Origin of the sequence: Shewanella dokdonensis, from assembly GCF_018394335.1 — a bacterium.
Classification (GTDB): domain Bacteria; phylum Pseudomonadota; class Gammaproteobacteria; order Enterobacterales; family Shewanellaceae; genus Shewanella; species Shewanella dokdonensis.
The window spans coordinates 4,016,454-4,028,398 of record NZ_CP074572.1; the positions used below are offsets into that span (position 1 = coordinate 4,016,454).

The window sequence follows — 11,945 nt, forward strand, 5'->3', positions numbered from 1 at the left end:
TAGCAACTGTTTACCTTAATTCTGCCACTGAAGAAAATTTGTGGTAAATGTCATCACGAAACTGTGCTGTGCCCTGCTGATCAACCCAAGCGGTCCAGTAAACAATATAAACGGGTAACGGCTGAGTCAAAGCAAACCACTGAGTGGTATGGAAGTCCTGCTGCATATCATGCCACTTACGCGGGTCCCGCAGCCGATGCTGTGCCAACCACTGCGCTAACTCATTGGCCTTTTCGACTCTGACACAACCGGATGATAATGCCCGGTCAGCACGGTTAAACAGCTGTTTTTCCGGCGTATCATGCAAATACACATCAAAGCTATTCTCAAAATGAAATTTAAATCGGCCTAGCGCGCTATGAGCGCCGGGCTGTTGCACTACGCGGTAAGGGAATCGACCATAGGCCAGTTGTTGCCATTGTTCCGGTGTTTGCTCAACCAGATTGCCCTGATAGTCAAAAACCCGAAAATTTCGCTGGTTAAGATAGTTACCGTCCTTACGAATGTGCGGCAACAGATCCTTGCGCAAAATACTGCGTGGGACATGCCAACCAGGATTTAGCACCACACTGGAAATACGACTTTCAAGCAGAGGTGTCTGTCGGTAAGGCAAGCCGACCATGACTTTTGATTGCAACACTGTGGAGCCCTCATCCACCAGTTGCAGGTGATACGCTGGCACATTGACCAAAATGTAGCTGTCAGGTAATTGCGCCCGATAACGCGTTTCGGCCACAAACATCTGCGCCAGCAGTGTGGCGCGCGTTCTAGGCGACATATTCAACCAGTACAGCGTGTTAGGGCCAATAACCGCATCTTCTTTCAGTCCGTGGCGCAGTTGGAAGTGACGTACGGCAGTAGCTAGCGTGTCGGAATAGTCATAGCCATTATCGGGATAGTGCGGCAAGTCACCAAGCCATAATAAACGTTGAGTGATTTGCGGAATCAGCGAGTGGTTATCGCCGGGGCGCAACCAACCCCGGGATGGATTTCCGGCCACGGTTGCTGTTGTAGCCAGAGGAGATATTGAATACGGTTAACCGTTTGCTGGTATTCAGGCCGTGGAGGTTCTAATGCAACGGCACGCTGTAATGGCGTAGCATCGGATGGCAGACCACTAAAAGCCAATGCCACACCTTGCTGTTGCCAGAAGTGAGCAATCTCTTGTTCCAAGATTTGTTGGTCGTCTATAGACGCCTGAGCGGACCCAGAGACTAAAGCTTGCAGAGTGGTACGCAATTGCCCCTGCTCTGGCAGCAGCGCTAGCATCTGTAACTGCCCAGTCAAGGTTTGCCATGCAGCCGGGTCACGCTCAGTGGCATAAGCAACCGGTACCAGCAAACAGCAAATTAACGACAGCCATAACCGCAAATCCGCCATAACATTCCCTCCGACATTGCTAAAGTATGGCAAAACCGTGGAAATTTTTGTGGCGTCCGGCAAATAAGCCAAAACTATTTCAGTTAAAACAGCGGGTAACCAGACGATATCGATAGACGGTGGAGCTTGATTTGAAATGGAGGCGCGACCCGGAGTCGAACCGAGGTCCACGGATTTGCAATCCGCTGCATGACCACTCTGCCATCGCGCCTTTTTTGGAGCGACATACCGGGTTCGAACCGGTGACCTATACCTTGGCAAGGTATCGCTCTACCAACTGAGCTAATGTCGCATTTGAGAGGTAAAAAGCCAGTGCTTTTCACGGGTTGGCATTCTACCGAGTTACCCTTGGCTGTCAACGTTGGAATCGTTGATAAGCGGTTGTATGCGCACTAATTAGTCGTGATGATTCATTTTCGTGTAATAGCTCACATCAGGCGGCAGTCAAATCTTTCCAAGCGGCCTTAATGTAATTCATCATTGACCAAAATGTCAGCAACGCTGCGATGTATAACAACACATACGCGGTAGTGATCATAATCGGCCCGGTTTGCCAGATCAGGCCAATAATGGCCACCATCTGTGCGGCTGTTTTGTATTTACCAATCCAAGAAACTGCCACTATGCCGCGTTTGCCGATTTCCGCCATCCATTCACGTAGCGCCGAGATCACTATCTCTCGACCTATCATGAATAACGCGGGCAATGTCAGCCATGCCGTATTGTACTCTTCGACCAACAACACCAACGCCGTAGTGACCATCAGCTTATCGGCAACCGGATCGAGGAATGCGCCAAAGCGCGTGGACTGCTGTAACTTTCTGGCGGCATAGCCATCAAGGGCATCGGTAATGGCGGCTAACCAGAAGATAAATGCCGCCAAAAAATGCATCCAGTGATACGGCAGATAAAACACCAACACAAACACTGGTAACAGGAACAACCTGAACCAGGTCAAGGCGATAGGGAGATTGAAAGGCATGATAAAACCACGTTATTGTCTGCACCGACAATCTTGCCTTATTTTTTAACCCCGCAATGCGTCGTGAATTGTTTGCGCCATTTCTGGGCTGATCCCGGGTACCTTCGCCAGCTCACTGACACTAGCGCCCTTCACTTCTTGTAGTCCGCCAAGATATTGCAGCAACGCTTTGCGACGTTTAGGCCCCACGCCGGGTATAGATTCAAGGGTGGAAGTGTTACGGGTTTTCTGCCGACGATTACGATGCCCGGTAATCGCAAAGCGGTGCGATTCATCACGAATATGCTGGATCAGGTGTAGCGCTTCAGAGTCATCAGGTAGGCTAAAGCTTTCTTCAGAATCGCCAAAAATTAGCGTTTCCAATCCCGGCTTGCGGCTCTCGCCTTTGGCAACACCGATTAATGTTGGCGCATTATCCAAACCACTGAACTTACGATTGACCACCTCCTGCGCCATGCGCAATTGCCCGAGACCACCATCGATAAATACTATATCTGGGATCTTGGCTTCAGTGGTTACCTTATCAAAACGACGTTCGAGTGCCTGTTTCATCGCTGCATAATCATCGCCAGGGGTGATCCCCTTGATGTTGTAATGGCGATATTCAGATTTTTGCGGCCCTTCGCGATTAAACACCACGCAGGAAGCCACCGTGCTTTCCCCCATAGTGTGGCTGATATCAAAACACTCCATACGGGCGATAGACTTTGACAATTCCAACGTTTCTTCCAACAACAGAAAACGTTGCTCCACGGTATTACGATGGGACAACTTGGTATTCACCGCATTAGTAGCATTGGTTTGTGCCAAGCGCAGATAACCGGCACGGTCGCCACGCACATTGGTTTTCACCACGACTTTTTTACCCAGCGCTTCATAGAGAACGCTGGTCAGTTCTTCCAGCTCTTCATAATGTTCGCTGATCAAAATCTCTTGCGGTAATGCCCGGTGCACATCGGTATTCAGATAAAATTGCAGCATAAAGGCACGCAGCACTTCTGCCAGTTCAGTTTCTGCGGGCACTTCTGGGTAATAACTGCGGCTCCCAAATATTTTGCCTTCCCGAATAAACAGCAGATGAAAACAGGCAATACCTGAGCCGTAATGCACGCCAATGACATCCATGTTGCCCGAAGTGGAAGATACCTGTTGCTGTTCTGCTACCCGTCGTAGCGCCATGATCTGATCGCGAAACTGAGCTGCCGCCTCGTATTGCTGCTGCTCTGCGGCATGTTCCATTTTGGCCACCAAACTGGCAATCACCTGTTGATCTTTGCCCTTGAGAAATAAGGTCGCCAATTTTACCTGTTCCTGATATTCCGTATCGGAAACCCGACCAACACAAGGGCACTGCAACGTTTGAGTTGATACTGCAAACAGGGCCGAGAACGGGCTTTATAGTAAAGATCATCACACTGACGGATGGGAAACAACTTCTGCATCAAATGCAGACTTTCTCGCACGGCACCGCCGTTAGGATAAGGGCCGAAATACTGGCCTTTCTCCCGCTGCGGGCCACGATGATACGACAGTCGCGGATGCTGGTGCTGACTTAAAAAATGTAAGGATAGGATTTATCATCTCGCAGCAACACGTTGTAACGCGGCAGATAACGCTTGATATAGTCATTTTCTAGGATCAATGCTTCAGTTTCACTGTGGGTCAGCGTGACATCGACATTGGCAATATGCGAGACCAGAGCCTGCGTCTTAACATTGGGCAGATTCTTGCGGAAGTATGACGATACCCGTTTTTTGAGATCTTTGGCCTTGCCGACATAAATCACCGTGCCGCTTGCATCATACATGCGATACACCCCAGGTGATGAAGTCAGGTTCTTTAAGAAGGTTTTGGCATTAAATGACGGCGTCATAAATCGACTCAATAACAGTAACGCATTGGAAAATGGCAAGCCTATGGCTCCCGGGCGTTGCCCAGACGAGCCATGATAACGGCAAGTGACCGGATAACAGCGTTAAAACTGCCCGGCGTCCAGCATTTTGTAACGGATGGCCAGTTTTGTCAGCTCAACATCGCCACTGATCCCCAGTTTGGCAAACAGGCGATAACGGTAAGAGTTAACCGTCTTAGGGCTAAGATTCAACTGTTCGGAAATATCATTCACCTTTTCGCCGTTAGTGATCATCAGCATGATTTGCAATTCTCGCTCAGACAATGATTTAAATGGGTTTTCATCGGTCTGATTAAACTGACTCAAGGCCATCTGCTGCGCGATTTCTGGTGATAAATAACGCTGTCCGATTGCCACCTGGCGAATAGCTTGTAACATCTCAGGAGGCCGGGCACTCTTGGTAAGATAACCACAGGCTCCCGCCTGCATCACCTTGGTTGGAAAAGGATCTTCCGTATGAATCGTCAACACGATAATCCGTGCCTGTGGTTGATACCTTAGAATTTTTTGGTGGCTTCCAGCCCACCGATACCTGGCATATTCATGTCCATCAGAATGACATCTGCTTCATTCTGCCGACACCATTGCACGGCACTTTCGCCGTCGTTGGCTTCGCCGATTACTCGAATTCCTTTCTCATCCTCCAAAATTCTGCGGATCCCGGTTCTGACCAACTCGTGATCATCGACCAAATACACTGAAATCAACGTTAACCCACCTTATTATTTTTGGCTGCGGGGAAGGCCCAACTGGGCACTGTCTAGATTAATTTAGCTGATATTCGAGATTAAAGAAAGTTTAACTCAACCTTATGATTAATAATGAAAGTTAATAGTTTTTAGCTCAAAATTCAGAGGCTTTTAAACTAAGTGTTCGTTAATACTAAAACAACATCGACCTGTAAACCGGGGAATTGAGCACGAAATGAAAAAGAAAAACCCGCTGCTTTCGCAACGGGTTTTCAGAATATGGCGGAGGAGCAGGGATTTGAACCCTGGGTGGGGATGAACCCACGCCGGTTTTCAAGACCGGTGCATTAAACCACTCTGCCACCCCTCCGAACGGCGCAAATATTATAAGCTCCATTTCACCTTGTAAACCTTTATTTTTAAATATTATGTTTTCCCGCTCAAAAGCTGCACAGTTACCATTACCTCCATCTTTTATCACGGGAATTCAGCCTCTCGGGATGTATAAACGCTGCTGCCACAATGCACAATGTGATAAAATCCTTGCCATTAATTTTCCGTGCGGCAACCGAAGTCCGACAACAATGAATCCAAGTTTGATCAGCGCCAGCAATTTAGCTCCCGTATTTGAAACGCCCATCCTCCCACCAAACAGTCATCTTCAAGATCTGCTGTTACAGCAACAGCGTGTGCTTGATGCGTTTGCCCTGCTTCTTGGCAAACACCATCAGGCTATGTATCTGGCTGATTTCCGGGGATCCACCGCCAGGGGCTATTACAGGCGTTAACCGCGCAAGCGGCATTACCAAGCCATTATCTCCATGGTCGGGTACTGCGAAGCCAACTGTTCGGCCATAGCAAGCATGACGGCGAACTAAGCAAACACCAGATACTGTATATCTGTGTCGAGTCACTGCTTAAACGTGATAGTTTGTGGGAGCTGTTACTCAATTGCCTGGAACAGCGCGGTTTCTTGCATCAAGGGAAATGGCAACCGCTAAAGGCAAAGATTGTGCTGGTCGGTTCTGCCGCTTATTACGGAGAATTGCTCACCACTGAACGCTATTTTGCTGACAATGTGGCGTTATATGGTGAAGTGGCATTTGAAGTCGACCGGCAACAAGTATTGCAGCAAGACTATTTGAAGTGGTTACTGCAAGTGGCAACGTTGGCAGAGTTATCGTTAACCGAGAGTAGTTTGCTGCCGTTACTGAACTACGGCAGCAAACAGACTGAGCACCAACAGCGCTTGACCCTTGCCTCTAATGATATCTATCAGTTACTGACAGAAGCCGCTCATTTTGCGGGCAGTGACGAGATAGATGGCGACAGCGTCCATCAGGCACTGCAACATCGCAAGTTACGCCACAATAGCCAGGAAATGGTGTCGGTTCAAAACGTCGATGACAAGTTTATCTACCTGCCAACCGATGGTGAAATGGTGGGTCAGATCAACGGATTGACAGTTATTGATTCCGGCGATTATTGCTATGGCGAGCCCGCGCGCATCACCGCCTCAGTACATTACGGTGATGGTGAAGTTGCGGATATTGAACGTAAATCAGAACTCGGTGGCAATATTCACGCGAAGGGAATGATGATCCTCTCCGGCTGTTTATACCGGGTATTTGGCCGTGATGAACCGCTACATCTGAACGCCAATATTGTGTTTGAACAGTCATATCAAGAAATCGATGGCGACAGTGCATCACTGGCAGAATACTGCAGTTTGATATCGGCCATTGCAGAACAACCGATTGCTCAAGGGCTGGCCGTCACTGGTGCCTTGGATCAATTTGGTAATGTGCAGGCAATTGGTGGTGTAAATGACAAAATTGAAGGTTTTTTCAACCTCTGTGCCCGCCGGGGACTTACCGGTAAACAAGGTGTCATCATGCCGCGTTCTAATTTACAGCAACTTAATCTCCCGCAGGAGATTATTGATGCGGTAGTTGCCGGAACTTTTCATCTCTATGAAATCAGCCATGTTGACGAAGCGGTGACCTTATTGATGGGCAAAGTGGCGGGAAATCCAGACAAAGACGGAGATTTCCCATTCGACACACTATACGGGATGGTGCAACAGCGGCTTGATCGACTGGCAGGAAATACTGATGAGCAACCCGGCATTATCATGCGTTTACTGGGCAGACTCGCATTTATGCGGAATTAAGTGCTGATCGGAGTTGTTTAGCTTACACCTGTTCGCTAATCTTGCTGCACTTGTATGAGATGTGGTTACACTAATGACAAAATCGAACAGTTACAGCAAAGAACAACTTGTATCCTGTGGTTATGGCGAACTCTTTGGTCAAGATGCCCCTCGCCTGCCTATCAATAATATGCTGATGGTCGACAGGGTTGTCACGATCAACGATGATGGCGGTCGTTATGGCAAAGGTGAGATTATTGCAGAGCTGGATATCAATCCAGATCTGTGGTTTTTTGGCTGCCATTTCGTAGATGACCCGGTGATGCCAGGATGTCTTGGACTAGATGCCATGTGGCAACTGGTTGGCTTTTTCTTGGCATGGCAAGGCGCTAAAGGTAAAGGCCGCGCCCTGGGTGTTGGTGAAGTAAAATTCACCGGGCAGATCCTGCCAAAAGCCAAAAAGCCACGTACCATCTGCATCTGAAACGCACCATCAACCGTAAACTGGTGATGGGGATTGCCGATGCCACGCTTTCGGTAGATGGTCGTGAGATTTATGCGGCGACGGAACTGAAAGTAGGTGTCTTTACGGATACTTCTAGCTTCTAACCTCAAGAAACGCTGGCATGCCCATAAAAATGCCCTCAACTGAGGGCAATGGGTTTATTTATTGAGTAGACCATTTAAGCGGCCATCAACTCCCTCGCGCCAGCCTCCAAGCCACTGCGACCGGGAATCAAGATTTGAATACGGACAAAGTTCCTTGGAGCGACCCCCAATACCAGCTTGGAATCCTTTGGAAAAGGCACGATCTAAGCGATCCCGTTTTTGTCTCTTCATGCAAGTATCCTCTGTTCTATTCCATAAAAAAAGCCGACGGCTTCCTGTACATGAATAGAACTTTTCCAAGGACAGATCAATCAAAAAATCTTCAATTATAGGCATGCAATTATTAAGCATTTGAGAACAGGCGAAAAAAAATCGACACCAAAGTGTCGATTTTTCTGCATTAAGGAACTAATGCTATTGGCGACGTCGCAACCAAGCTAACGGTAATAACAGCAACCATCCCCAAACGGCAGCCCCTTTACGCGAATAAGAGCCGGTGTCTATACCACCATCGCTACTGAGATCACAAGCGGTTGCTGAAGTGGCTGCGGGCTTCAACACCACCATGCGCGGCAGATAACTGGTCACCGGATGACCCTCACCATCGAGTTTGAATGTTGGATTACCGCTACCATCCAGGATCAAATTACCGCTGAGATCGGTCTGGTATACCGGTTTTCTAACAAATGCTGTCGCGGCAATCACCCCTTCATCATTGATCTTATTCGCTTCAACAACGCGGATATCTGCATCATAAGTCAGGGAGTTACCCGTAGCATCTGTGACCGTAAACTGGTGTTTGACCCATTTACCTTCACTATTTTTTTGATAACCCTTGGATTCACATGTGAGCAGGTTATTGAGATCGCTAAACTCTTCACTGTTTACATCATAAAGGAAAGCATCTTTTGGCCGAGATATCTGCTTATCTTCTGAAGTTTCAATATACCCCACAACCTGCCCCTGATTATTGATATCTTTGGCACGACTGGAGAGATCAGAAGTATAAGAGTAGAAATCATTCGGTGTTATCGGCTTAGTATCTGGGGTATTGCTATCATAGATAAAGAACTTGTCACGCTGATAACCATCAATATATTTTTTATAACTTCCCACCACTATGCCAGCAGCATTAACACTGTAAGCAATAGAACTCAGGACATCATTATCAATCACCGGGATCCAGTGATACTCATAGCTACCACTGCCGTTCTTACTCCAATAAGCGGCGTCATAATACAGGTCGTCTGTATTGCCATTACGGTAAACATGTGAACGGCCAACGACCACCCCGTTATCGTTGATCCCCAATCCTTGCGCGACAAAAGTTGAAGAAGAAGAACCGGGATCTAACCCAAGAGGTAACTCCGTCCGGATGAAACTGCCATCCGTATGATACTGCCACACCATTGCGCGGGTTTTATATTGGATATTGATGACACCCGTGCTGCTATTCGGAAACTGGTTTGCTTGGATACAGATATCGACCGGTGATGATTCACTGTCACTGCTGATACAGCTATCCGTGACTGACTCACCGTAAGAACTTAGGGCGACACTGCCATAACCGGCAATCAGGTTGTTACTATTAATTGCTGCGGCAAGTGAACTCCCGCCAACGTTAACAGTTACATTATCGCTGTTGGTATATTCAGTGTACGGTGGCGGCAATTCCATTTCAGTTGCGCTAGCACTGCTTTTAACGAAACCCCGTAATTCATAGTCTCGGTAGTACCAGTTGTCTACGCCAGACACACTGCCAGCATAATCCATGGTTTTTCTGGCGCACTCATGGCACCAACACGTATTCCCGCATCATTGATATCAAAGAAATAGCTGTCTACGGTATTACGGTTGTCACTGGTGATTGATGACGGTGCAATGCTGCTATTAATGCTTTCAAAAGTGGGTAACCATGGCGTTGTTGCGTCATTTTCCAATGCATGAAACGCGAAGCTATTACCAATGATTTGTGAAACTGTCGAATAGCTAATGCTCTGATCTGCGCCAATAGCATCGTCCAAGTTGATGATGTTACTGTCATCGTTCACATCACTGCTGCTAAGATTTGTCCGCCCGCGGGAAACACCAACTAATTCATTGTTGGCATTAATACTTTGGCCATAACCATTGGCGGTGTCAGTCAGGGTTCCTTTAACGTCAGCATTTTCGATATTGACAATTTCATAGACGGAGGCGGCATGAGCAACCTGCAAAACACTGACAACGCTTAACGCAACCAATGACAGCGTACTATTCAACTTCATTCAATTTATTCCCGTTTTGTTATTCTGGCTTACTTCATTGACTCAAGTTCTTCCCAGCGACTGAAGTAAGTATCCAACTGCTGTTCTTTGTCGGCCAACAGCTGCAACTGCGCTGTCACTGCCGCCTGCTCCTGAGCATAAAAATCTGGCTGATTCACTTGCGACTGCAACACGTCAATCTCCTGCTCCAACTGTTCCATCAATTCTGGCAAGGCTTCAAGTTCTCGCAGCAATTTATAAGACAGTTTTTTCAGTGCCGGTGTTTTTTCTGAAACCGGTTTGGGCGACTGCGTGCTCAGTTGGACAGACTTTGTGCTCTCAGGTTCCGCAGCTTCACGATAGAATCTTGCCCCCTGAGCCACGGCGTCCTGATATCCACCCACATATTCGCTCCAGCGACCGTTGCCAGCATACCACCAGGAACTGGTCACTGTGTTGTCGATAAAGGCCCGGTCGTGACTCACCAACAGCAACGTCCCTTGGTACTCTGTGAGCAGAGACTCTAACAATTCAAGTGTCTCTATATCAAGATCATTTGTTGGTTCATCAAGGATTATCAGATTGGCAGGTTTTAATAACAGCCGCGCCAACAGCAAGCGGTTTTTCTCACCGCCGCTCAATGCCTTGACCGGCGTACGTGCCCGCGCTGGCGAAAATAGAAAATCCTGCAAGTAACTGAGTATGTGGCGATCTTTACCGTTTATCGTAATTGTGCTCTTGCCATCACCAACATTTTCTTCGACTGTTTTTCCTCATCCAGTGCCTCACGGTACTGGTCAAAATAAGCGATTTCGAGTTTGGTGCCTGTACGAATGGTGCCGCTTTGGGGCTGCAATTGCCCAATCAGTAACTTGATCAGTGTTGATTTGCCACAGCCATTGGGGCCAATCAACGCAATCCGGTCCCCCCGGATCACTCGGGTACTGAAATCCCGCACTAAATCCTTCTCGGCCCAACGGTAATTCAGCTCGTTGACCTCAAACACCAGCTTACCGCTACGTTCAGCGTCACTGACGCCCATGGTAGCGTTACCTTGGCGTTCAATACGGGCCATCCGCTCCATCCGTAGCGCCTTCAATGCCCGCACGCGACCTTCATTACGGGTACGCCGCGCTTTGACGCCCTGTCGGATCCAGGCTTCTTCTTCGGCTAACTTTCTATCAAACTGTGCATTCTTATCTTCTTCAACCCGCAGCCATTCCTGCTTGCCCTCAAGATATTGCTGATAATTCCCCGGCCAGGAAGTCACTACACCACGATCCAGATCGACAATACGAGTAGCTATGCGTTGGATAAAACCGCGGTCATGACTGATGAAAGCAATGGCCCCTTTGAAATTCAATAAAAACTGTTCCAGCCATTCGATAGTATCAATGTCCAGATGGTTGGTGGGCTCATCCAGCAGTAATAGATCCGGTTCATTTACCAATGCCCGAGCCAACGCCACTTTACGTTGCCAACCGCCGGATAATTCTGACAGCGGTGTACTCTCTTCCAACCCCAGCATTTTACAGGTCTGTTGAATGCGGCTATCCAGTGTCCAGCCATCGTTGAGATCCAACTGCTCTTGTAGGCGCGCCATTTTAGTCAGCCCTTGTTCCTGCGCAGCCCCGCTCATGGTTGCAATCGCGACCGATAGCTCATGATACTGATCCAACAACTCACCTATTTCGGCCAATCCAGCGGCAATATAACGATAAACCGTGGCAGTTTCTGCCTTCGGTGGGTCTTGCTGCAAGCGACTGACTTTAACGTCTGTTGCAATGTTGAACTCACCATCATCCAGCAATACTTCGCCGTTGATAATTTTTAACAGGCTGGATTTACCAGCGCCATTCCGACCAACAATACACACCCGCTCGCCAGCTTCTATGGTGAAATCTGCATGTTCTAGCAGCGGAATATATCCATAGGCTAACGAGCCATTATTAATACGAACCAGACTCAAAACTTG

At 48.0% G+C, this 11,945-nt stretch carries 4 protein-coding genes, 3 tRNA genes and 6 pseudogenes; 2 read left to right on the forward strand and 11 right to left on the reverse strand.

What is annotated here, in order from left to right; all coding sequences use genetic code 11:
• Positions 1–10: 10 nt before the first annotated feature.
• From KHX94_RS19380 to KHX94_RS19415, 8 genes and pseudogenes are all read right to left on the reverse strand, one after another.
• Positions 11–1,000: a L,D-transpeptidase family protein gene (locus KHX94_RS19380; protein WP_342345787.1), complete on the reverse strand. Its 990-nt coding sequence runs from the start codon at positions 998–1,000 to the stop codon at positions 11–13.
• Complete coding sequence (locus KHX94_RS19385; protein WP_213681840.1) at positions 946–1,380, reverse strand: hypothetical protein; 435 nt, start codon at positions 1,378–1,380, stop codon at positions 946–948. The genes KHX94_RS19380 and KHX94_RS19385 overlap by 55 nt, the downstream gene beginning before the upstream one ends.
• 137 nt (positions 1,381–1,517) lie before the next feature.
• Positions 1,518–1,591: transfer RNA gene (locus KHX94_RS19390), tRNA-Cys, on the reverse strand.
• Between the two features lie 5 nt (positions 1,592–1,596).
• Positions 1,597–1,672 (reverse strand) — tRNA-Gly (locus KHX94_RS19395).
• Positions 1,673–1,813: 141 nt separating this feature from the next.
• Positions 1,814–2,362, reverse strand: coding sequence for a CDP-diacylglycerol--glycerol-3-phosphate 3-phosphatidyltransferase (gene pgsA, locus KHX94_RS19400; RefSeq protein WP_213681841.1), 549 nt, complete (start codon positions 2,360–2,362; stop codon positions 1,814–1,816).
• Between the two features lie 45 nt (positions 2,363–2,407).
• Positions 2,408–4,235 (reverse strand): annotated as a pseudogene (gene uvrC / locus KHX94_RS19405) (excinuclease ABC subunit UvrC).
• Between the two features lie 102 nt (positions 4,236–4,337).
• Positions 4,338–4,981: pseudogene (uvrY, locus tag KHX94_RS19410) on the reverse strand (UvrY/SirA/GacA family response regulator transcription factor).
• 262 nt (positions 4,982–5,243) lie between these two features.
• A tRNA-Ser gene (locus KHX94_RS19415) sits at positions 5,244–5,333 on the reverse strand.
• A gap of 214 nt (positions 5,334–5,547) precedes the next feature.
• Here KHX94_RS19415 and KHX94_RS19420 point away from each other — a divergent pair.
• Together KHX94_RS19420 and fabA are read left to right on the forward strand one after the other, a co-directional pair.
• Positions 5,548–7,136, forward strand: a pseudogene (locus KHX94_RS19420) (Lon-insertion domain-containing protein).
• A gap of 73 nt (positions 7,137–7,209) precedes the next feature.
• Positions 7,210–7,724: pseudogene (fabA, locus tag KHX94_RS19425) on the forward strand (bifunctional 3-hydroxydecanoyl-ACP dehydratase/trans-2-decenoyl-ACP isomerase).
• A 54-nt stretch (positions 7,725–7,778) separates the two neighbouring features.
• On the opposite strand, the gene rmf reads toward fabA, so the two are convergent.
• From rmf to KHX94_RS19440, 3 genes and pseudogenes are all read right to left on the reverse strand, one after another.
• Positions 7,779–7,955, reverse strand: a complete 177-nt coding sequence (rmf, locus tag KHX94_RS19430) for a ribosome modulation factor (RefSeq protein ID WP_133038781.1) — start codon at positions 7,953–7,955, stop codon at positions 7,779–7,781.
• 183 nt (positions 7,956–8,138) lie between these two features.
• Positions 8,139–9,991 (reverse strand): annotated as a pseudogene (locus tag KHX94_RS19435) (DUF3466 family protein).
• Between the two features lie 29 nt (positions 9,992–10,020).
• Positions 10,021–11,939 (reverse strand): annotated as a pseudogene (locus KHX94_RS19440) (ABC transporter ATP-binding protein).
• Between the last annotated feature and the right edge of the window lie 6 nt (positions 11,940–11,945).

What these genes read in the sequence shown, in the direction of transcription:
- rmf (WP_133038781.1), bottom strand. Translation starts at nt 7,955, where the DNA reads ATGAAGAGACAAAAACGGGATCGCTTAGATCGTGCCTTTTCCAAAGGA.
- pgsA (WP_213681841.1), bottom strand. Translation starts at nt 2,362, where the DNA reads ATGCCTTTCAATCTCCCTATCGCCTTGACCTGGTTCAGGTTGTTCCTG.
- KHX94_RS19385 (WP_213681840.1), bottom strand. Translation starts at nt 1,380, where the DNA reads ATGGCGGATTTGCGGTTATGGCTGTCGTTAATTTGCTGTTTGCTGGTA.